A 21,661-nucleotide genomic window follows, 5' to 3' on the forward strand; every position below is an offset into this window, starting at 1 on the left:
AGCTGCGAGCTCCCGCAAAGCGGGACAAGTTATGAGCCGCGAGCTGCGAGCCTGGTCAATGGGCTCGTTACCCGAAACGCGCAGCTCGCAGCTTTTTCATTCGCTACTCACTATTCACAATCCCTATTGCTTTGTCACTTTCGTCGTAATCGTTTCATCCTGGTGCCTGATCTTCACCAAATACCAACCGGCGCTCCAGCCTGCACCTACCTGTATCCTGTTTTGCGCTTTTCCTTTTTCAACCAACCGGCCGGTGGCATCATAGGCTTCATAGCCAAAAGTGCCCGGCGCTGTCAATTGGAAACTACTGGCGGAGGGATTGGGATATACCGCCACCCTGATGCGTTGATCTATTGTATTGACGGTATTCGCTGTTATCCTGGCGCCGCCGGTACAAGCAACAGGCTGCGGATTGTTGCCCGTTATATTGATGTTATCAATATTGGCCGGCCCGGTAGCATTGATGGCTTCCAGGCGCAGGTTCACCGTACCTGCCGGCAGGGAAATATTGACGGATGCAGTAGTCCAGGTGGTCCAATCGGCCGTAGCGGGGAAGCTAATACTGGCAATGGAGGTACTTCCATTGACCAATAACCTCGATGGCCTGTCGGCTCCGCCACCATTGGAATAACGCCAGCTAAGGGTATAGCTGCCTGCAGCGGGTGTGGTGATGCGCCAGTTCACACCGCTATTGGCTACATTATTGGCATTGGCAAAACCGGTTCCCGTAAAGCCTGCATTGTTATTGTCCACTGTTCCATCAACGAGGCAGAAGCCGGTGGTGTTTTCTTCAATGGTGATGCCATTGCCGGTGGGTGGCGGCGCACCTACCATCACGATATTGGGTGCAGGCGGCGTGCTCATATCTGTACCCAGGTAAAAGCCGGGATGTGGTGGCTGGTTATAAGCGGTATTTTGCCAGGCAATGGCCATCCGGTATTGCGGATCGTGCATGAGGGTATAAATGCGGTTACTGGCCAGTATGGTGGTGGTATAGATCCTCAGGGCACTATTATCGGAAGCACGCAGGATCACTTCTTCGCGCCAGTCGCCTAAGATATCTGCACTTAGGGCCGGTGTGGCCTTGGTGCTGTTGTTGGAAGCAGTACCACTGGCGGATAATAAGGTACTGACCGTAGATGTATTATAATCCCATTTGCTGATGGTGGTGCCATCCAGCAGTTCTCGCGAGAGATCGGCATCCCACCATATTGCAAAGTTGATAGATGGTTTGGTGGTCGTGATCTGTACGCCCTTACAGGTATACAAGCCGCCACGGGAAGCCCAGCATTCATACCCTTTGTAGCGGGGATCAATATCGGCTGCCAGGCCGCGGCCTACATCGGCACTTGGTTCAGCTACCGTCCACAAGCGGGCGCCGGTAGCAGCATTCACCAGGGCAGCGCCTACCTGACCATTGCTACCCGGACTTTCATAAGGCTGCCATATTTCCAGTCCGGCCCTGTCGGGGTCCATATCGCTTACGTGCAAGGCATCGCCGTGGCCCATGCCATTGGCCCAGGAGCCGGTACCATTGTCATTGATGGCGCTGGAACCATTGATGGTTTCCTGTTTGCCATCGCCGTCAATATCGGCTACGCTTACCTGGTGATTGCCCTGGCCGGCATAGGCGCTATTGCCCGAATTATTGCTGTCGAAGTTCCAGCGTTGGGTGAGGGTGCCATTGCGCCAGTCCCAGGCTACGCGTACCAGGCGGGTATAATAACCGCGGCCAAATACCATGCTGGGTCGCTGCCCATCGAGATAAGCTACATTGGCTACAAAGCGATCAACGCGGTTGCCATAGTTGTCGCCCCAGGAAGATACCGTTCCGCGGGCGGGCAGGTAATTGGTGGTGGCCAGGGCGGCACCGGTTTGCCCATTGAATACAGTAAGAAATTCCGGCCCAGTCAATACATACCCACTGGTATTGCGGTAGTCGGCCGTTGAACTGCCAATATACGTACCTACCCCATCGCGGGTGGCATCGGCAGTTTTACAAGCCATTTCGGCTTTGCCATCGCCATCAAAATCATATACCAGGAATTGTGTGTAGTGTGCGCCTGCCCTGATATTACGTCCCAGGTCAATACGCCACAGGCGGGTGCCATTGAGTTTATAGGCATCAATGTATACATTGCCCGTATAACCCGATTGCGAATTGTCTTTGGCATTGGTAGGATCCCATTTCAGGATGATCTCATATTCACCATCTCCGTCCAGGTCGCCTACCGATGCATCGTTGGCGGTATAGGTATAAGCTTCTCCGCCGGGGTGGTGCCTCCGGCAGGAATTTGTAAGGGCACGTTGAGATAGGCGGTGGTAGTAACACCTGCGCCTGCAGAAGGGGCCTGCTCTACACCACCAATTACCGGACGCACGGTATAGGTATCGTTGGTGGTGATATTATCTACCACGTTGGTGGAACCGGTAATGGGGCTGGCATTGATCCTGGTAGTGCCCCGGTACACGTTGAAGCTGATGCCTGCCGGATCGGTACCCAGTAAGCGCCAGCCAATATATACCTGGCTGCTGCTGGTGCGCACGGCCACCACACCCCGGCCCAGGTATTCCATTTGGTACTGGGCCTGCAAGGCATAACTGATGAATAAAAAGAAAAGGAACAAACTGTACTGCCGGAAGGTGGACAGCCAGGCGGATGGATGCTGTGCGGGGCGCAAGGATGGCCCCGTTCAATACAAAGTAATGAACATTTCATATGGCTTATGTTTGGTTAAGGAAAACGAAGATGGGTGAAGGCAGACGTGAGACGAGAGATGTGAAACGTGAGACAGCAGAGCGCAGCACAATATCGCTCAGACTGTTCCTGTACTGTTTCACCTTTCCCTTCTCACATTTCCCCTTTCACTTCTCACAATTCACGTTTAGAATAACAAGCTGATAGCATCCCCGGGAGAGTTAGCAACAGGGACTATGTACCTGCATGTTGTATGCAGTCTTAATAATTAGTGTAGATCAAGCAAGTAGCTAAATATAGGTTATCCTTTACAGTTGGCTGTCCTGTACCGTCATGGAGGGAATGGATGCTGCCATATTAGTGCCCGGTGGCAATTTTATTTTACAATTATAGACTGGCTTCTTTTATTACGGCGCTTCTAAACGCCTGCTTATCCTGGCAATAACATATAATATCCAGGTCACTGCTTTCAATATCGATATTAATGGGAATGGTACCTACGAGGATTGGATCGTAGGGAGCCAATGCCGTCAACACTCCATGCGTTGTGAGTGTGTGGTAAGCTGCCTGTTGCCGGCCTGTACCCTGCTGTAAGTAAGCGATATCGTCGAATGGTGCCATATTCAAGGGAAGGGATATTGTCTCTTCGCAAAGCTGGTGAAATATCGGCATTTTGGGGCTTCCAACCGGCGTTCTTTTATTTGCCGTTTTCTATTCAACACCTTGCAGTAGGCCTTTTTATAATTAATGCTTTACTTCTCCTGTTGCTTTGATGCTGCTGGTAAACTCCTGCAATGCTTTATAGTTTGCTTTATTATCAAAATCGCACATATAATCTTCAGAAGGAGCAAAGACGGTCACTTCACATTGAAAACAAACGTGCGCCTGTGCAAGGGGCTTTTTTCTATGTCATAAAAACAAAAACATTTCTGAATTCCGGCGCACATGATTTATCGGTAAACAAGCTACCGGTGCAAGGCTGCTTCGCTAAAAATGTTTGAAGCTGCCTGATTTTAGAGGTATCAAGTTCATAGGAAGTGTAACCTGTAGTCTTTGGTATTCCAGACTTATTCACAAAACTGTAGCCAGCCTTACCAACATATTCTGCGATATGGTGGTCGGTAAAAGTGCCAGAGTCGGTAGTAATTGTCATTTTCTTCAATGAATCCAAAGTAAATAGGGTAACACTATAGAATGGCTGTGCCGGGAAAGCAGTTGAATCAAACCAGGATGTAGCAGTGGCTGGCTTTGCTAAATTGTTATCCGTACAGGAAAAAGCAAAAAGCGTCAATCCAATCAATAGTTTGGAAATATTTGAAGATAACATGCCTTTTCCAGTTAACATATTGTAATCAGTTGGTTGTTTCAGGTATTGTCTTTTTCAAAGCCAGCAAGGCCTTAGGGGTCGACTGCGCCCCTAGCAACTGCGCAAGCCCTCGCCACCAAAGAGATCAACACACAGCTATAGGATCTTTTGATGTAATCCATGATAAAGTTCTTCAGGAAGTCGTCAATGAATTCGTCGCCGCTGCCATTTTTCTGCAGGTCTGTTTTTAGCTTTTTGTATTCGTCCGTCTTTCTAAAGGCTTCAAATTGTTGTTCCCTGAATTGAGCAAACGCTTTATAATCCAGCTTCTTCTCCTGCGTCAGTTTTCCGGCGCCAATTTCAAGCAGGATATATTTTTCATAGGTTGATCCATAACCCATGTGCACGTAATTTACCAGTTTTCCATGTGGCAATACCAACAACCCGGTATACCAATCGATGTTAATTTCCTGCTGATTGGGGAAAACCTCTTTCAATACACTTACCCATTTAGTCTGATAAGTTTTACCTGTATCTTGTACTTTTATCTCAATATCTTTCAATAACAACTGATCGTTCTTTATTTCAAAAGTCGCCACATAACCTCTCCATAAAGCAGTTGAAATAATACCATTCTTCGGCTTCCTGTCAGGATGCTTTTCAAAAAAAGCTTCCATCGGATTGGTATGCATATCATATTCTTTACCCTTGTACCAGAGTTTATCTGGGTATTGAGCGGTAGCCCATAACTTCAAAGAGCTGGTAACGAACAGCAGGAGAAGGGGTATTGCCTTCAAAACGATTTTAACCCATGTATGATGGCTTTGTTGCATGCGTTGTTTTGTATAAGATGCAGGAACAGACGATATTCCATAAGCCATTTTACCTGCATACGGGAGGGACCTTCCCCAGTTAATTGGTAGTAAGGTTGGCTCCGGAATGCAGGCTGGTAGCCGCTTACCTGCCTGAAGGGCGCCTCCGAATTGCACTGGAACCGCCTAAAACAGGGGTCTACAGAGGGAGTCAGTGCAATTCGGAGACAATATGCAGGCAATGTATAGAGCATGTGCGTGCCACGTGCTGTGCACTTCGCACCCACTCCCGTGCCCCTGTCCCCACCCGACCGGCCTCCCACTAATGGCTGACTTCAAAATCATGTTGCCGAATGCCAATCGAGACGCCCACTTTTCTGGCATTCAAGTAGCCTAAAAAGTACGCCCTACCTTAAGACAAGGTTAAGGCAACCTTAAGACAACCTTAAAGCTGCCTTTCAATTACCTATTATGAGCTAAAAAATGGCAAAACTGAGTCGATCCGGACTATATGGACAGCCCCTGACTGAAATATGAAGATGATATGACTGTGATATGCCGGAGCCCTTCCGGAACTATGCCTGAGATATGAGAGCAATATGGCAGGTATATGAGACGATATGGGTCTTGTTAGTGTCTGGTTATTATCAAGGTCGGCCCTTGCTTTGGTCTTCTTTGGTATTTCTTCTGGAATTGACGAAGCCAATCTAAACGAATCCCGAAGGAGTCCCGAACAAGGCCCGAACAAAACACAAATTAATCCCCTTGAAGGGCCTTTTACAACAGTCGCATTGCTACCTTCAGAGGTGGCAAATTGCGCCAACTGAAGCAAGAAATGGCATCTCTTAAGGTTTTAACCGTGCGAACTCTTCCTGGGTAATCGTAAGTACGGTCCCATGACGCAGGCCCTTGGGAAAGGTGATCTTATCGGAAATATCTGTCCAGGTTTTGAGATCGGTGGAGATGATAGCACCGTATTTATGTTCGGTGTATTTATCAAAATAAACGATCCAGTTGCCATTGATCCTGATCACGGTGGGTCCTTCGGCCCAGTACTTGCCGGTGATGGGCGCCGATGGAGCTGAATAGCCTGTTGTCAGTTTACTGCTGGTAGCGATGCGCACGTTCTTCTGGGGTGGCTTCTTTGTTTCGTCCTTTAGGAACATCATATATTGCTTGCCTTGCTGCTGAATGGTAGCGTCAATTACATTGAAGCCCTGATCATACAGCAACCTGGTGGGACTAAAGGTTTTAAAGTCTTTGGTCGTTACATAATACATGCGGTGGTTGTACTTGTCATCACCGGCGGTATCGCCCTTGATGAACCTGCCGGGAATGGTAGTAGCCCAGTAGATCATGTATTGCTTGTTACGGGCATCATAGAATATCTCCGGCGCCCAGCAGTTGCGGGCTGTGGGCTCTTGTTCCATTACCGGAATATATTGTTGGTCGCTCCAATGAAGCAGGTCTTTGGAGCTGGCATAACCAATACCTTTTTCATTCCAGCTTACGGTCCATACCATGTGGAAGGTGCCATCGGCGCCGCGAACAATACAAGGATCGCGCATGAGTTTGTCTTTACCTGCAGTAGGTTTCAGAAAGGAACTGTCGCCGCGAAGGGCATTCCAGGTGTAGCCGTCATGGCTATAAGCCAGGTGGAGGCCATCTTCGCCATTGCCTTTGAAGTAAGAGAACAGGTAAACGGGTGTGGAGGATTGGGCTGTCAGGAGTTTAACAGCAATAAGCAGTAATAAGGTAAAGCTAAGTTTATACATAGGCAGCACGGGCAATTTATAATTCGTGACGCAGGGCGTCACCAATCAGCCAGCCCAGGCAAGATAAAAAAAGTGTATGATTTACAGTTGTTAATTTCTCACCAGTGTTACACTCATCAGGCCAATCACTACATCATTGGCCAGGGCATGGACACTGATGGACTTCAACTCTTTGTCTGCCTTTAATGGCATGTCCAATATGGTAGCAGCACCGCCATCAATAGCTCTGTTACTGAAGCCCTTGATGGTGGTATACTCCGGCGCAGTGGTGGCAATCCGCCCGGATTTTAAATAGAGGCGCAGTGGTGTTGTAGCCCCGGTGGTAAAAGTGTATCCATCGGTATAGTAGTCCTGCTCGATGGGCCACCAGTTTTCGGGATTCTTCAGCCATAAGGTATCTGCTGATCCATCCGTATACTGCACCCGCACTTCACCATTCACCAACCGGCTTTGCATGGGATTGGTACTGCCAGCCATCACCAGGTAGGTATGGGAAGCACGGCCTGTTAAAGGAATGACCACCGAATCGGGATAGTTATCCCACTGGGAGGTAAATACAATGTTGTTGGAATTGGTATCACCTGCCATAGCAAAGGGAATATGCTGATCGAGGTTGATCTCATTGTTGGCACCGGCCAGTTGCCTCATCCCCACATCGTCAATCACCGGCTGCACCAGGGGATAACACCAGTTGCCAATGCCCTGCCAGGGAAGTTGTAAAGTGGGGGATTGTGGGCGGGGAGATAAATAAGTTTGCTCAAATATTTTGGTAACCCGCGCATTCATGAAAACCGACAGGTCAATTTTCTCAAAGGCAATGCCAATGGAAGGAATGCTCCAGTTCACCATGGTTGTTTGTACCCGGTTGGTGCTGTCCCATTCAAATTGTATGGTATTGCTGCCGGTGATCAGGTAAGGGGCAGGAATATGGACGGTGGGCGACGTTTTTTTGGCAGCTACCTGCAAAGGCATACGGATCATCCGTGGCCCCGGATTGATAACCAGGGTACCCTGTACGGCTGACATATAGTTTCGTACAGTAAAGTAAATACCGGTAGAATCCTGCCGCACAGGAATGATCTCTACGGGAGGTTTTACGACAAAGCAAAGGGGTTGCCACCAATTAAAACTGCCTTGCTGCAAGCGCACAAAAATGGTTTTATCGCCATAGGCGGATAATATGCCTGCTTGCAACCGGTTATTGGCAATAACTGGTTTGTTCAATACCTGTTGCGGATCATATACTTGTTGTATTGTGGCCCCTCCACCCATTATTGACAGGGAGGAGCCTCTGGCATAGCTGCTATCGCATTTAATTTTTTGAGGAATTGCTCCTTTCCAGGTAATGACAACGGTATAACGTGGCTGTTTGGGTACGGTAATCTCCAGTAAGGGATCGCCTACGGTTGCCGGGATAGTTTTCCAGGGCATCGCCTTGCCATTCACTGTTACCGTAGCTACACCGGCCTTATGAGCTTTTACTTGCAGCTTGAGGTGCATGCTGTGTGAAAAGGCAGGCGCCAGGATATACTGGTCTTTAATAGCATCGCGTTTGAAATCGAACTGCATATCGGGCACTTGCAGGGAAGCATAATTCCAGGCAGCAGGCAAACCCGGTTTGATGGTAAGGGTATCCTTCAAAGCATCGGGTTGGATACCAAATAATCCTTCTGTCAATGTACGGGCAGCCATACCTATTGGGTCTGCAAAATCGCGGTACAGTTCACCCCGTATGGCATCATAAAAGGTAGTTGCTGAAAATTGCCAGGACTGGCGCCCAGGTACATGCTTTCGAGCAGGGCGCTTTTCCATAATTGATAAGCATCCTCTGCGCGGTTGCCTTGCCAATAAGCGAGGGCGGTGTGCAGGTTCTCGGCCAGGGCCACATTGTTAATAGACCAGGTATAGGGCTGCCAATTGGTGGTAGACAATAGGTAATGGTTGCCTGCAATACCTTTTGCCTGTACAGGGATATGAGGAATCCTGGTATCAATATAATGCAGGGATTGCCAGGCTTTGAAGGCATCGGGCAGTTTGGCATCCATCGCATGGTAGATGGTCCACAAGCCGGCAGCGGGGTGTACCAATTGTTTTCCCAGCAGGTCTTTGTATTCTGCATACCAGCCATTACCTGGCAACCAAAGGGAACGATGAATGGCTTGTTCAATCTTGTCAGCTTCTTTTGATATAGTGTTCCATCCTTACCCGCCATAGCAGCGAGCGTTGCCGCCATTTTGTTGGCCCGGTAGTTATAAGCCGAGGAATGGGTAACGCCACCTCCGCTGTATTGCAACGCATCGCTGGCCCATATACAACAGTAGGCATCATACAAGCCATCATTATCGGCATCGAAGTTCCTTTTCTCCCAGGCCAGGTGCCGTTCTATTACCGGCCACATTTGTACAATGAAGGCCGTATCGCCGGTATATAAAAAGTGAGTAAGCAATTGATCAACGAACACCAGGTTCATATCATAATGATGGGGGCGTATATCGCCATTGGGATTGCGGCAGATATAACCACTGCTGAATAAGGTATTGCCTATTTTTTCCTGTTGCCGTGCAAAATGCAGGGCTGTATCTGGCGCCAGGGGTCCGGTAAGGGGTGCAGTCATTTGCGATTGGGCATAGCTGCTAAAATGTGTATGGGCGCGATCGTGCCAGCCCAGGGCATCGGCAACATAAGCGCCTCGCCAGGCAGGCAGGCGCATGCGCCAGGCAATAGCGCCATGCATATAAGTAGGATCATCCCAGATGGCATCTGCAGCCGTAGCCAATGCTCCGCCCAGGGTATTGATATAAGGATCGGGTGTATTGACCTGCACCCTGGCAGCCAGTTGCTGGCGACTGGCTTCGGTGGAACGGAACAAGGCAGGCAGGTCATTGTAAGTAATAGATGGGGACTCTGCACCAGGCTGACGAATAAAAAAGTAGGTAGTATCTGTTTTCTTCAGCAATACTTTTCCGCATACCAGGGAAGTATCACCTGCTGCTGATTGATCTAACAGGAGGGGCGATTGTTGTTTACCCGGACTGGCGGTATGGAGTTGTGTACCTGCCGGGAAAATGCCTTCGAGTTTCTTTGCACCGGCTTCGCCATAGTGCAGTATAAATGTATTGGCATTGAGCTCATATACATTATTAATACAGTAAGGAGGTTGTAAATAAAAGGAAGACTCGGGGTCGGCGCCAATATCACCATCACGCGAAAATTTCTTTCCGGTAACACCACCAAAAGCACCTAGCAATTGTACAGGAGTAGTAATACCCTTTGGTATTACCTGCAGCAACATGGCTTCGTGGTTGTAAGTAGCTAATACGCTTACCTGCAACATACCGGCGCCCAGTAAAGGATCGCGGATCTCGTACAGCATGGAGCCGGGCCGGTAAATGGCTTTAATAGATCTGGCTTCGGTCAGCCATTTACTATTATTGCCGGCAATGATGCCCAGCTTACAATTGCCGCCCATACCCGGCAGGTAGAGTGCCCATTCGGGCAGGTCGCCCGCCTCCACGCGGAAAGCGGTATTGCCACCATACAAAGCCCGGTTAAAACGTAAGGTACCATTGTTGCTTATAAAATCTTTTCCTTCGGGACGGTAATGGATAGTCCGTTCCTTGCCATGCCAGGGGAGTTGCTGACAAAACAGGGTTAAGGGGCTTAGCCCAATCAGAGCAATATAGATTATACGTATCATGGGGTCTACGTGAATCAAGTGTCGTGAATCGGCAGTCGTGAATTTCCATTAGGGCATTTTGCGCAACCCTTCCCATTTGACGGTCCAGGTAGCGGCAGGAAAACCCGGATTGGGTATTGTATTGGCATCGGATCCGGCACACATCAGTGCTATGGCACTTAATAAACCTCCATTGCCAGGCAAGTAAATCGTTAGTCTTTCATCCTGGTAATTGTGGCCGTTGACAAGGTAAGTATTGGTTCGAATTGGTAGGAATAAGGCATCAATGGCTTTTTCTGGCATCTGCAACCGCGTAGCAGTCATGGCTGTAAGGGGAAAGTCCCAACCCCAGGTATCATCCCATTTCCATACTTTCCACACGAGATCAAAGGTACTTCTCATGACAATAGTATCCAAACGATCGCTGCCTGGCAGGGATGCATAAGTTGCCAGCACAGCCGGGTGATCGGTTTTATAGCGGTCGGTAGTATAACAATCCGGGGTACTTTCAGTAGCAAGATACACACCATTGGCTTGTGGTAAAGGGGCCAGGCCATTAATTATTTTATCCCAGGATGCTTTGCGGGGCAGTCCCAGCCGCGTGCGCCATTGCTGGGCCATATTCAGTGCCCAATGCCAATAAGCCAGTTCATAAGTGGGGTTGAAAGTAGTAATTGCATCAAAGCATTCCTGGGCGGGTATCAATCCTTTGCCAAGGTTGTATTGTTTCTTTACCGGGTCCCAGGTTGGGAAAGATGCCATAAAATCGGCCGTGGCAAATACCAAGTCTTTGTACTTTTCCAATACGGCTATAGATCTTTTGTCGCGATAGCTAAGCTCGGCCATATAAATAAAATGGGGCTGCTGCCAGATGAGGAAGGAACCTACGGAAGAAGGCGATTCATTGCCAGCATGGTCGGTCATCTTTTGCCAACGCAAGCCTTCAAAGCCCTGGCGCTGCGCAATGGCTTTGGCGCCGGCTGCTACGGTAGCATACCAGTTGAGGCTTTTTCCATCAGCGCTACCCTGCCCCACAAGGCAAAATGTACCGCGTGCCACCAATGCATTTCTAAATGTGGTTTGCCATACCAGCTATTGTAGGTAAGTCCTGTTTCCTGTGGGGAAGTTAGAAGCACATTGTATTTTGGTTAAGTATTGCGACAACACCACTCTTCTTTCCAATTCAGGCGCCCGGCTGTCCTTGCTACCGGCAAAATCAACCGCTCCACCACTCTTCCAGAATTGCGCCCATGCTTTATGGCTGCTACTGCTGGTAACAGCAAACGAAGGCAAGGGCGCATTGGATGACTTTGACGCAAACAAGAAAGTAGCTTCAAAGATTTCAGTTTCTCCTTGCGGTGTTATCATGAATCGGTGCGCGCCATTGTTCTGAATGGATGCTTTTTGTTGCCAGGATGCCTGCAATACATACCTGGCAGTATCAAGACTATGGGTAATGGTTACTATTTTTCGCTTGGGAATGGGCAAGCCACTCGAAGGCGGCAAGCTGGTATATAAAGTAGTTACATGCTTATCGGCATTGGCTTCATGCACGCCCACATCTTTAAATTGTCCATTGGGATACGGGAAATGAATGGTGAGCAACAGTTTCTTTTGTTTTACCAGGGGCGATACTATTTTAACGGCTATGATATCCTGTTGCTGATGTGCATAGGTGATGACTTGTACCGGCTGCCCTTCTACGGTAAAGCGGCTATTGATCTCGCCCGTCCACATATCCAGTTGCTGCCGGATGTTTTGTATGTCGGCCATACCAGCCCGCTCGCCATTCTTCTTAATGATCTCCATACCTATATTGCCCAGTTGCAGGCGATGTGGGTTGATCCTAAAATAATCGGCAGCCTGTTTATTGCGCACCGGTTCTTTTACCTGTACTGTATAAGGTATCTTTTTCCCTTCCAGTTCATAGGTGCGCAAGGTTTCTTCAAACAGGTATTTTTCAGTATTGGGAAAGCTATGCCAGCCCCATTCAGATTGGGTGCCTAATGGAACACCTCCCTGATAAAAAGCAGGGAAGCTTTGCAGACCGGTCACATCTACAGTAAAAGCAAAACGGCCATTGCCTACCGACAGTGACGACAAGGAATCGGCTTTATTGATATGGATGGTATGACGGCGTACTACAGCCTGGCGGTCGATGGGAGATTGTTGGGCATGAACAACAGCACCTACTATCAACCCTGCACCTATAATTATGTATTTCATGATCATTTCTTTCTAAAGTTTTGCCCCTATGGGGCAAGAGATTTCTAACCAACAATTTACTACAAAGCGGTTGCCCCTATGGGGCAAGGGATTTCTAACCAACAATTTTACTACAAAACGGTTGCCCCTATGGGACAAGAGATTTCTAACCAATAATTTTACTACAAAGCGGTTGCCCCTATGGGACAAGGGATTTCTAACCAACAATTTTACTACAAAGCGGTTGCCCCATAGGGGCACTAAAACAGGTCATTTACGGAAGGCATGGTAAACTGCCTGCGCTGGTCTTCGGGTTTGGACAGGCCGAAATAAAACCAGAGGGTGCGTTTTACTGGCTTGTCCAATTTTGTAAACTCCCTGCCGGGCCCAGGTTGCTGGTATTGGCACTGATGTTCAAAGCCAGTTTGGTACCGATGGGCGGAATGGCATCCAGGAAAGAAATATCTCCCGGAGGAAGGGCAGGATGTGGCACAATGCCTGATAAGCCATAAAAATTAAAGAGGCGTACATACAAGCCGGTGTCTTTACTGGCCACCAGGAATTTACCTTCTACGGTATTCAACTCCATCCAGGTTATATCGGCATAATACCCTTTAAACTCGGGATAGTTCCAGGGAAAGCTACCTGTTTGCGTGTTATTATACATATTCTCCCACACATTGTTGGCAACACCCTGCAAGCGGTTCTTCCACACCCGGTAAGGGCCTTTGCCCAGCCATTTGGCGCCGAGCACAAAGTTCTCCGGGTAACTAAAACTAATACCTGCCAGGGCAAGACTTCCTTGCAGGTTGTATTCATAATCAAGGCTTACCCATCCACCGGGGTGCATGGTCCATCGTGCATATTGCAAACCGCCTGTATAAGCAACTTCAACTACACGGGTATTGTTATTGACATATTGTTTGATCGTACTGAAGGCCGCTTCGCCACCTACCAATACCGGACCATTGCGAAAGTTGAGGGCATTGCTGCTGGCATTGGTAACACCGGTTAATTGTCCATTTCTTTTGCTGAATGTAATAGCAATACCTGCCGAACGCAGGGCAAGGGTAGTATCGGTTTCTGCCAGCAGTACCGAATCTGTATTGGTGGTGATCACGCTACTCAATAACTGTTCATTGGTTTTGATATTCCAGTTGAGTCGATCCACTTCCTTTCCTGAAGGGTCAATACTCATGATCACCAATGCATCATAATTTTTCCAATCGGCAGGCAGGTTCAGGTCAAGTGCACCCGATTGGGTAGCGGCAATATCCGGACTATTGGCCGTTCCTTTTGGAGGATGGTAAGGCCCGATTGCCCGCTGAATGGCTTGGTATAGTTTACCAACTGCCAGTTGAACCGGCATTGGCTAAGGTTGGTAAAATGGTAACGGTTCTCTATGTGTAGTTGGCCGCTGAAATTGGCCTGTATGGCTGGCAGTTGTATTTTAACCGGTGAGAATATTTCGCGGATGGCATAGAAGCTGCCTTCCTTTTCGCGGTGTGGGCCTACTACGCCATCGGGAGCATTCACTCCATTTACATCGATACGATCATTGAAATCGGTACGTACAATACCTTCATCAATGAGGGCCCATAGAAAACCACCGCCCGACTTCTTAGCCTGCCAATGCAGCTCCCAGAAATCATGCAGGGCGGCACCACCACCGCCATCATCCTGGCAGTGCAGGAATTCGGTGGGCATATAAATATCCGGTCCATTGAGAATATTCTTACTGCTGTAATAATCTTCATAGTGATTGCAATCAATACCATTAAAGGTATTACCGGGCCGGTGGTGTGCGTGTATGACAGGGCGATTGGAAAGGTCGTATAAAGCATAGTCATCATCCAGTTCTTTGTTGTGCCCGCCTTCATTGCCATTACTCCAAAAATAATGGAAGGATGGTTGGCATCGCGGATCACCATTTCCTTTACCAGGGAGCGCCTGCTTTGGTGCTGTAGGCTTTTGCCAGCCCGCCAGTTCATCCAATACATACAAGCCCAGTGAATCGCACAATTCCAGGAAACGTTTATCAGGCGGATAGTGAGAACAACGCACTGCATTCAGGTTCATTTCCTTCATGAGTTGTATATCGGCCAGGTCAATGGCCGGACTGACTGTTCTGCCAGTTTCGGGCCAGAACACATGCCGGTTAATACCCTTCATTTTTATTTGTACGCCATTGAGGTAAATACCATCGCCTTTGCGTATTTCAATGGTGCGAAAACCAAAGCGATCACGTGTGCGGGCAATGGGGCAGCCCCTTGCCGAATTGTTGTCTCTACGGTATACAAGCGGGGAGTTTCAGCCGTCCATTGATGGGGATTGTTCACTTTCGCGGTGAGTTGTACAATAGAATCGTTAAGCTTCACTGCCTGCGATGCAGTAGCCACCGTTTTGCCGGTTGCATCTTTGATGGTAGCTGTTAGTTGCCTCGCGCCACTGATATGCTTCAACACTACTTTCATTGCAAAGCTGCCATCGGCCTGGGCATCAATAGCTGTATAGTCTATATATTCTTTCGGCACGGCTTCGAGGTATACTGGCCGGAAGATGCCGCCAAATATCCAGTAGTCGGCCAGGCGCTCAGCATTGTTGACGGATTCATCGGCCGACATTTTGCTGACGGTTACTTCCAGCTTATTGGGTTTGCCTGGCAGTAGTTTGTTGGTGATATTGTATTTAAACCGGTAGAAAGCGCCCTGGTGAATGGGGCCTGCGGGTTGACCATTTATTTTCACTTCGGCATCGGTCATGGCCCCTTCAAATACAAGGAATACCTCTTTGCTTTTCCAGTTGGCAGGAATAGTGAAGGAATGGCGGTACAATCCTTTTTCTTCAGCAAAACGAAAGTTGCGGCCATAGGTCTTATAGTCGCGGCCATAATTATAGGCTCCAAATCCCTGTTGCTCCCAACAGGAAGGCACCTGTATGGTAGTCCAGGCCCCGCTCTTACGGCCTGCTGTACAATAGAAATCCCAGCTTACGGTATGGTCTTTATCGGTTCCGGACAGGTATTTGATCTCTTTTTCCTGCCCCTTTGACGCAGTAACGAGCGCCGTCAAAACTAAGGTGCTTATAGTACGATGGAAATTCATATCAGGCCTTGTAAAGGCCCTGTGCTATTGCTTCTTCGGCTGCTGCAGTTGATCATACACCGGCTTATTACGGTCGCAGGTAAGCTCACCGTTATCGTATTCCAATATAGCCAGTTGAATAAGACTGCGTTTATCATCTACAGTACCCGCTTTGGCAGGCTGGTCTTTCCGCCTGCCGGGATGGGTGAAATAGTACAGGAACACTTTATCATTATTGACCACCACATCGGCATGGCCGCCAATGCCCTGGTCTTCGGCCCCAGTGCCCAGCATTTCCAATATGCGGTGGTCTTGTTTTTCCATTGTAATAAATCAGTAGAACTGTAGATCTCCATGCCCTTCCATACGTCTACTACCATCCAATACTGCTCCTTCCAGGCAAATACCTTGGGTCCTTCGCCCCTGGCAGCAATGGCCTTGCCCTTATCTTCCCAATGATACAGGTCTTTACTATCGGCATAGAAAATAGACTTGCCATCCCGCTCATTGTTGTACCACATGCGCCATCCGCCATTGGGCAGCGCGAATACCGACGCATCGATCACTTTATCATTCACCAGTGGCAGGGTGGATTCATAGGTCCAGTTAAGCAGGTCTTTGCTGGTACAATGCACAATATGGCGGGGATGGTTCCAATTATCGAAAATACCAGGTACATAGGTAAGGTACATATGCCATGCGCCCTTATACGCTATGATATCAGGCGCCCAAAAGGTATAACCTGCATCGGGCCGGTAATTGATATTGGCCGTGTCTTTGTAGATCCAATGTATCCCGTCTTTTGATTCAGCAATACCAATCCGGGTGCCATGCACCCATTGAACGCCGGATGAATCGGTCATGGTAGCGCGCCGGTTGGTATAGAACATCCACCATTTTTTCACTGCCGGATTCCAGATCACCACGGGATCAGCCGCTCCATCGTATACCGGATCACGGAATAATGGTTTAGGAGCGGCCTTCTGAGCATGAGACAGATAGGCAAGATGGATCAATATGATAAGACAGATCGGTTTCATTCGTAAATCGGCAGTCGGCAATCGGCAGTCTTTTGCGCTGAATTGATAACCGGCATTGGTGAAACAGGCATTTGTTGCGGCGTAGGCTTATATCCTCATTATTCCATAAATTCTTTAAATCCTGGTTCAGACAATTTTCACGGCTTGCCGCGCCAGCAGTTTCCATTCTTTTCCTTGTTTCTTCCATACGGTAAGAATGGCGAGATTAACAGTGCCGGGTTTACCGCCATCGTTGGTAGTTGCTGCCAGTTTATGCCGCACAATGGCTACATCGCCCGATACGGTAATGGTTTGATCGGTGAGGTCAATGGTTACAAAATCCGATTTACCACTGGCAATGGCTTCTACAAAAGCGGCTTTGTCTTCGAGCTTGCCACCGGAATGACCATAGCTCAATGCAGGTGCTGCAATTTTATCCAGCGTTGCCCTGTCGCCATCGATCATCGCTTTCTTTAAAGATTCTACAGCAGCAGCCACGGCAGCTTCGTCTTTCGATTGTGCCAGCAAAGTCATCGTACCCAGGTTGGCAATGAAAAGCAGGCTCATTAATTTACTACGCATGCAATATATTTTTGCGGGTTAAGAATGAACCCAATATTAAGTTTTATTCTATAATACGCGAGGGGTCGGACGCCTTAATTCGTACCTTATCTATCAACGCAATTGGCGAAATGGTAACCTCACTTGTCAATCCTGCTGGTTTGGGCGTCCAGTTCACCGCCGTAAACAATCCATCGCCCCCGATTGGCCGGCAACCTGGAAGGGAAGTTGGTATTGTAAAACTTCTTCCAGTGTATCCCCTTCTTATCCATATCGGCAATGCGGTTGGCCATGCCATTGGTCACTTGAATTTCCAACAGGTTATTGTCTGTTAGCGAGCTTGTAGGCAGTACTACCTGGAATACCGGCCCGATCAAAGTAGCCACCTGTTTGCCATTCAGGAACACTTCTGCCGTTTCCTGTACATTACCCAGGTCGAGCAGGAAACCATCTCCTTTACAGGCGGCCTGGCAAACTTTATTTTGTAGCTGGCTGTTCCTGAAAATTGCTGCAACTCTTCGCCCGGCCATCCGGTCCAGGAACTGAGCCGGGTGATGGTAGTAGCAGCAGGCAATGTTGGCCCTCCGCTTAGGAAAGATACATTCCAGGTACCCTCAATCCTGATGGGCTTATCGGCGAGGTAATAAGGGTAAGCTTCTGCTGCAGTGGGAGTAGCAGTTGTTTGCAGGATACAGCTTTCACCAGGATTCAGTTGCAAGTACACGGCAGTTTGCCCGTCAGCAACCTTTTTTACATGCGCTTTACCACTCTTTCCCTGCATCGGGTCAAACAGGGTGATGTATTCGGCGGCCGTGCTGATAGTCACCCAGCGGTCTACACGCTGTTTAGTGGTATTGGTAATAAAATAATATTTACCGCCACTTATCTTTCTGCGGATGGATTGCAGTCCTTGCGCCTGCATGGTTTCCTGCGGAGCCTTGGCAGCAGCAAGCAATTGTTGCAGATCCTTGCTCACCAGGAAACGCCCCTTGCCTGCTGTGGCTTGCTGTATACCATTGACAGGTTCAAAAGTCAGTTGGCTCAATAGTTTCTTATAATCTGCCTGGCGGCTGGCCAGGTTGGCATAGCCCGGTACATCGCCCGGCAATGACTGATGCACCAATATGGTAGCGCCTTGTTGCGCCAGGGTAATCAGCTTTTGAAGGGTTGCTACCGGCAGGTAATTAATGGCAGGTATAAGGATGGTTTTATACGTATTCCCACCCGACAATAATTCAGTTCCTTTATTGCTTACCTGCTGTAATTGTTTATCGGAGAAAAGGTCGAAGGCGTATCCATTATCCAGCATCCAGGTAGCGCTGTTTTTAAAATCGGTGTTTTCAAATCCCTCCATGCCATCAAAATGATGGAGCAGGTCGCGACCGGGTTCTGCAAAACGGTCGTAGATGGGAAAATACAAGAGCACATCATTATCGGGTTTGCCTGCCTGCAGGAAGGATTGACAGCGGGCTACATATTGATTGAGTGCAGGAAAGTCTTTCCAAAAGGGATTATTGGGGTGAAAATGAACCGCTGCATAGAATAACCATCCGGGCCAGGGATCATTGACGGGCGAATAGTTGGTACCATGGTAAAAGATATGGTTTACGCCACCAAGAAAATATTTATCCAGGGCCACTTTTACATCGCCCAGGCTGGATTGAAAATGTTCATTGAGCCAGGTGGCCGCTTCGGCCGATGCGAGTGGTTTACCCATTACATGGGCTGTAGAGGTGGCAAATTTAAACCGCAATATGTCAGTGCCTTCTGTTTCGGGAATATCAATGGCGCCATACAGGTCGAGGATATTGGCAGGTGATCCGTGGGATTGGTTGCGGATCAATGCTCCTTTTCCTTTAGCCCAGCTATGCCAGGGAGTAGTGAATTTTTCCAGCAATAATTCAGAGATGGTTTGCCGGTAATCGCTCAGTACCCGGGCATTCTTCTCTTTCGTATCCTTTCCATACAAGGCGGGCAGCTCTTTACGCAGGTCATAACCCCGCCTTTGTTGAAATGACTGCAATACATCAGGTGTCCAGTTGGCCTGCCCGCGTGCATCGTCTACCTCGTAAGAATCATTGAAGAAGGAACGAATACCTTGTAGTTTTTTGCCGGCAAATGCTTTATCAAAATATTGTAAATAGTGTTGTAAGGCGGGTAAGGAAAAGTGATCTATCACATCGCCTTCGCCACCGGGCGCCGCCCGTTCTACCATTTTACCATGCCAGCCTTGAAACAAGCCATAAAGTGTCCAATGGCCGGCAGGTGCTTTCCAGTTTAACGTACCATCAGCAGCTACTTTAGCAGTGAGGTCCAGGCTATTTCCTTTTTCATCATAGGCCATCAATAAGGTAACTGGCAAAGCTTTTTCGTAACGCACCTGGTCAAAAGCGTATTCCTGCAGGTTCTTATTGGTAGCAATGGGATAAGACAATGTTTTTATGTCAACCTGTTTACCGCTTACGGTGCGTACCATCGGCTGCTGGACAAAGGCAATCTTCTCAGTTAATTGCTCTCCTTCCTTCAGGGTCCAGGTTTTCAGGTTCACATTTTTGCAGGCATCGGCAGGGTCACCCAGGGACCACCAAATGGCCATCCGGTACCTGTAGCCAGGTCAATGCCCAGGCGCAGGCTTTTAGCTTGCTGTAAGGTATACTCCAGCATGCTTACCCATTGAGGCGACAGGAAAGGAATAAATTGTTGTTCGGCGCCGCGTACGCCATAGATGGGTGTGATCTCCAACCCGCCGAGACCCGCTTGCTGGTATTGTTGCATGAGCAACTGAACATCGGTCTTATTTACAGCACTGCCCTGCCACCACCAGCGGGTCCAGGGTTTGGCTGTTGGTGTTATAGCTGGCCATTTCACCTGTGCATGGGTAAGGGTACAAGCAAAAATCAAACAAGCAGGGAATAATAATTTCTTCATGGGCAAACGATTCTCTAAAGTACCACGGCAGGGCTGTTGAATCATCCTGAACCGTCCTGTATTTTTATATTCTGTATTCTTCAGTTTCCATCTGGTTTCACCATATTCATCCGGCGACTTAGCGGCCAATGCCACTGGGTGATATCATCCGGATGAGCGGGATTGAAGGAAGTTATTTCTTTCTTGCTATACCTGGCCAGGGGCAGTTGATTATCCCTGATGCCCTGTAAGATACAACGGGCTATTTCATAAGCGCCATAAGGATTAAAATGGGTGTTGTCTTTTAATTCCTTGTCCTGCCCGGGAAATGTATTCGCCGGATAGATCACAAAGGCTTGTTGGCTTTTATCAGGCCCCCAGGCTTCATACAATACCTGGCTCATATTGTTGAGGTCAATGAGGGCTACACCCTCTTCGGCGGCAGTTTGACGTACAGCTGCGGGATAATCGCCCAGGGTATTTACAATCTTACCGGTGCTGTCAAAACTGCGGCGATGCATGGAAGTAATCAATACGGGAATGCCTCCCTTCTTACGTGTTTCGGCAATGAAGAATTGCAGGTTACGCTTGTAGGAAGTAAAGGGGCCAATACCTTCTCCTTTTTGTTTTTGGTCATTGTGACCAAATTCAATGAACAGGTAATCGCCTGGTTTCATCAGGCTGAGTACTTTTTCCAGTCTGCGTGCCGATATAAAACTATGGAGGGCTTCGCCCGATTCGGCATAATTGGCAATGGCTACTTTACCCGGTTGAAAAAAAGCAGGGATCATTTGTCCCCAGGCAGCATAGGGCTCTTCAGCCTGGTCTACTACCGTGGAATTACCTGCCAGGAATACGGTAACCACCTCCTGTGCCGGTGTAATTTCAATGGCGCAAACGCCAGGGTGTGCATCATTGAATTCCAGGGTGAGTTTATTGTCCCAATGCAGGTAGTTGATCTCCCGTGGCTTCAGTTTTACCTTATTATTGGTACGGGCTATCAACGAATCACGTACATGCACCGTAAAAGATACCCAGGCAAATTGGCCTTTCTTCGTTGTCACCTGTGGCACCATCAAACGCCGGCACTCGGCGCGGATGCTGGTCACAGTCACGCTGTCTGCATCACCCAGGGTAACTGTTACATTGTAATTTCCTTCGGGCAGTTTTACCGAGAACAGGAAAGGCCCATCGCTGGTAATACCATCGCTGCGTAAAAGATCTTTCCCCTTCCGGTTGATGGCTCTTAACGAAGCTCCTGGCTCAAAGCCGTAACCGGTTTGCTCATTGTAAAAGGTAGTCGTTGTTACTCCTGTATATCCTGCAGCAACCGCTCCATTGCCCAGGTCGAAACGCCAGGTATTGGTTTGTGCCTGCGTGAGCAGGGGAATTAAACAAATAAACAGGGTGATACAATGTTTCATGTTAGTCTTTTGTTTCCGAATGTGTTGCCCCTAAAGGGGCAAAAAGCTAATTCGTTGATTGAGGTTACAAAGCGCTTGCCCCGATGGGGCAAAACACATGCACATAAAGGCTATTGTACCTTATAAAGCGCTTGTCTCGATGGGACAAAGTCCATGTGCATACAGTTTGTTGTACTTTTAACCCTGATAGGATTC

Annotated in this window: 18 protein-coding genes; all 18 read right to left on the reverse strand. The window is 48.4% G+C overall.

What is annotated here, in order from left to right; genetic code table 11:
- Positions 1-123 precede the first annotated feature (123 nt).
- Complete coding sequence (locus RS881_RS50600; protein ID WP_350340344.1) at positions 124-2,223, reverse strand: rhamnogalacturonan lyase family protein; 2,100 nt, start codon at positions 2,221-2,223, stop codon at positions 124-126.
- 5 nt (positions 2,224-2,228) lie between these two features.
- A complete protein-coding gene (locus RS881_RS50605) occupies positions 2,229-2,681 on the reverse strand; it encodes a rhamnogalacturonan endolyase family protein (protein WP_315817764.1) in 453 nt (150 codons plus the stop codon).
- A 404-nt stretch (positions 2,682-3,085) separates the two neighbouring features.
- Positions 3,086-3,319, reverse strand: coding sequence for a DUF4269 domain-containing protein (locus tag RS881_RS50610; protein ID WP_315817765.1), 234 nt, complete (start codon positions 3,317-3,319; stop codon positions 3,086-3,088).
- A gap of 283 nt (positions 3,320-3,602) precedes the next feature.
- Positions 3,603-4,043, reverse strand: coding sequence for a hypothetical protein (locus RS881_RS50615; RefSeq protein ID WP_315817766.1), 441 nt, complete (start codon positions 4,041-4,043; stop codon positions 3,603-3,605).
- 53 nt (positions 4,044-4,096) lie between these two features.
- Complete coding sequence (locus RS881_RS50620) at positions 4,097-4,801, reverse strand: hypothetical protein (protein ID WP_315817767.1); 705 nt, start codon at positions 4,799-4,801, stop codon at positions 4,097-4,099.
- Between the two features lie 860 nt (positions 4,802-5,661).
- Positions 5,662-6,591, reverse strand: a complete 930-nt coding sequence (locus tag RS881_RS50625; protein ID WP_315817768.1) for a glycoside hydrolase family 43 protein — start codon at positions 6,589-6,591, stop codon at positions 5,662-5,664.
- 90 nt (positions 6,592-6,681) lie between these two features.
- The gene (locus RS881_RS50630) at positions 6,682-8,403 is read right to left on the reverse strand and encodes a hypothetical protein (RefSeq protein ID WP_315817769.1); all 1,722 of its coding nucleotides are present in this window, start codon (positions 8,401-8,403) and stop codon (positions 6,682-6,684) included.
- Positions 8,330-10,288, reverse strand: a complete 1,959-nt coding sequence (locus tag RS881_RS50635) for a DUF4450 domain-containing protein (protein WP_315817770.1) — start codon at positions 10,286-10,288, stop codon at positions 8,330-8,332. The genes RS881_RS50630 and RS881_RS50635 overlap by 74 nt, the downstream gene beginning before the upstream one ends.
- A gap of 48 nt (positions 10,289-10,336) precedes the next feature.
- On the reverse strand, positions 10,337-11,302 hold the full coding sequence (locus tag RS881_RS50640) for a hypothetical protein (protein ID WP_315817771.1): 966 nt from the start codon (positions 11,300-11,302) through the stop codon (positions 10,337-10,339).
- Between the two features lie 57 nt (positions 11,303-11,359).
- The gene (locus RS881_RS50645) at positions 11,360-12,493 is read right to left on the reverse strand and encodes a hypothetical protein (RefSeq protein WP_315817772.1); all 1,134 of its coding nucleotides are present in this window, start codon (positions 12,491-12,493) and stop codon (positions 11,360-11,362) included.
- 1,218 nt (positions 12,494-13,711) lie between these two features.
- A complete protein-coding gene (locus RS881_RS50650) occupies positions 13,712-14,644 on the reverse strand; it encodes a glycoside hydrolase family 2 TIM barrel-domain containing protein (protein WP_315817773.1) in 933 nt (310 codons plus the stop codon).
- A 2-nt stretch (positions 14,645-14,646) separates the two neighbouring features.
- Positions 14,647-15,543: a glycoside hydrolase family 2 protein gene (locus RS881_RS50655; protein WP_315817774.1), complete on the reverse strand. Its 897-nt coding sequence runs from the start codon at positions 15,541-15,543 to the stop codon at positions 14,647-14,649.
- A gap of 170 nt (positions 15,544-15,713) precedes the next feature.
- Positions 15,714-16,616 carry a family 43 glycosylhydrolase gene (locus RS881_RS50660; RefSeq protein WP_315817775.1) on the reverse strand — a complete coding sequence of 301 codons (903 nt, stop codon included), beginning with the start codon at positions 16,614-16,616 and terminating at the stop codon, positions 15,714-15,716.
- A 105-nt stretch (positions 16,617-16,721) separates the two neighbouring features.
- On the reverse strand, positions 16,722-17,156 hold the full coding sequence (locus RS881_RS50665) for a nuclear transport factor 2 family protein (RefSeq protein WP_315817776.1): 435 nt from the start codon (positions 17,154-17,156) through the stop codon (positions 16,722-16,724).
- 119 nt (positions 17,157-17,275) lie between these two features.
- Positions 17,276-17,542, reverse strand: a complete 267-nt coding sequence (locus tag RS881_RS50670) for a hypothetical protein (RefSeq protein ID WP_315817777.1) — start codon at positions 17,540-17,542, stop codon at positions 17,276-17,278.
- Complete coding sequence (locus RS881_RS50675) at positions 17,533-19,731, reverse strand: glycosyl hydrolase (RefSeq protein WP_315817778.1); 2,199 nt, start codon at positions 19,729-19,731, stop codon at positions 17,533-17,535. Before RS881_RS50675 ends, RS881_RS50670 begins: the two co-directional genes overlap by 10 nt.
- Complete coding sequence (locus tag RS881_RS50680; protein ID WP_315817779.1) at positions 19,680-20,108, reverse strand: glycosyl hydrolase; 429 nt, start codon at positions 20,106-20,108, stop codon at positions 19,680-19,682. The genes RS881_RS50675 and RS881_RS50680 overlap by 52 nt, the downstream gene beginning before the upstream one ends.
- A 35-nt stretch (positions 20,109-20,143) precedes the next feature.
- Positions 20,144-21,466 carry a rhamnogalacturonan acetylesterase gene (locus tag RS881_RS50685; protein WP_315817780.1) on the reverse strand — a complete coding sequence of 441 codons (1,323 nt, stop codon included), beginning with the start codon at positions 21,464-21,466 and terminating at the stop codon, positions 20,144-20,146.
- Between the last annotated feature and the right edge of the window lie 195 nt (positions 21,467-21,661).

This window comes from Paraflavitalea speifideaquila (genome assembly GCF_032395985.1).
Taxonomy (GTDB): Bacteria; Bacteroidota; Bacteroidia; order Chitinophagales; family Chitinophagaceae; genus Paraflavitalea; species Paraflavitalea speifideaquila.

What these genes read in the sequence shown, in the direction of transcription:
- RS881_RS50610 (WP_315817765.1), bottom strand. Translation starts at nt 3,319, where the DNA reads ATGGCACCATTCGACGATATCGCTTACTTACAGCAGGGTACAGGCCGG.
- RS881_RS50615 (WP_315817766.1), bottom strand. Translation starts at nt 4,043, where the DNA reads ATGTTAACTGGAAAAGGCATGTTATCTTCAAATATTTCCAAACTATTG.
- RS881_RS50625 (WP_315817768.1), bottom strand. Translation starts at nt 6,591, where the DNA reads ATGTATAAACTTAGCTTTACCTTATTACTGCTTATTGCTGTTAAACTC.
- RS881_RS50630 (WP_315817769.1), bottom strand. Translation starts at nt 8,403, where the DNA reads ATGGAAAAGCGCCCTGCTCGAAAGCATGTACCTGGGCGCCAGTCCTGG.
- RS881_RS50635 (WP_315817770.1), bottom strand. Translation starts at nt 10,288, where the DNA reads ATGATACGTATAATCTATATTGCTCTGATTGGGCTAAGCCCCTTAACC.
- RS881_RS50645 (WP_315817772.1), bottom strand. Translation starts at nt 12,493, where the DNA reads ATGAAATACATAATTATAGGTGCAGGGTTGATAGTAGGTGCTGTTGTT.
- RS881_RS50650 (WP_315817773.1), bottom strand. Translation starts at nt 14,644, where the DNA reads ATGAAGGGTATTAACCGGCATGTGTTCTGGCCCGAAACTGGCAGAACA.
- RS881_RS50665 (WP_315817776.1), bottom strand. Translation starts at nt 17,156, where the DNA reads ATGCGTAGTAAATTAATGAGCCTGCTTTTCATTGCCAACCTGGGTACG.
- RS881_RS50675 (WP_315817778.1), bottom strand. Translation starts at nt 19,731, where the DNA reads ATGGCCATTTGGTGGTCCCTGGGTGACCCTGCCGATGCCTGCAAAAAT.
- RS881_RS50680 (WP_315817779.1), bottom strand. Translation starts at nt 20,108, where the DNA reads ATGATTCAACAGCCCTGCCGTGGTACTTTAGAGAATCGTTTGCCCATG.
- RS881_RS50685 (WP_315817780.1), bottom strand. Translation starts at nt 21,466, where the DNA reads ATGAAACATTGTATCACCCTGTTTATTTGTTTAATTCCCCTGCTCACG.